We start from the raw sequence: 713 nt of genomic DNA, 5'->3' as shown, positions 1-713 counted from the left end.
CCTGAGTTGGTGCCGTCAGCGTTGACGTCACCACCGACCGTTGCAACCCCGGTAAGGACCCACGGGGGCAAGACTAAAACATCACGCGAGGAAGTCAAAGAGATCCTAGCAATGCCACCGCGTGTGCTGGCAGCGGGGCAAGTACTCGATGAAGACACGTTGGCCTCACTTCAAGCAGTAGCGTTCGTGTTCTCCCCGTACCGCACTACTGGCTCTGGCAGGTGGTTTCATCCAGCACAGCAGCGACAAATGATCACGATTTATAACCGGTTGCCGTACGGCACGAAAGGCCCATGGTGCACCCGACAGGCAATCCAGTCTTGCGATATCAAGCGCTGGGCCCGCGCATTACAGTTATCAAAGTCCACCACTGATGGTTTAGATGGTATTCAACGAGCCAAACGCAGCGTTGATGAAGCATATCGGGGAAGGTATTCACCTGACTACATCCGTGAGATGGTCATTGAATATCAGCTGGTGCCGTATGGCCAGAAAGAAGCGTGGTTAATTGAACATGGACTTGCTGACCACACCATGCGACGCTGGACAGCAATGGTTGCCGATGGTGATCTCACCACGCGTACTACACCAAGGAGGATTGGAACATTGACGATGGATGAGTGCGTTGAAATCCAGCAGTTACGCAAGGAAGTCTCCGCGTTGATGCAGCAAAAGCGCAAGCTCGAACTCGATGCGAAGCGTCGGGAGGAAGC

1 pseudogene is annotated in these 713 nt (G+C 54.0%); it reads left to right on the top strand.

The annotated features are described in order from the left end of the window. Positions 1-249 precede the first annotated feature (249 nt). Positions 250-713: pseudogene (locus tag ACXIUA_RS10930) on the top strand (hypothetical protein); the annotation flags it as partial.

Source organism: Corynebacterium sp. UMB8791, assembly GCF_054166365.1.
The sequence above is the reverse complement of the archived record's forward strand: the minus strand, read 5'-3'. Positions and strand labels throughout refer to the sequence as shown.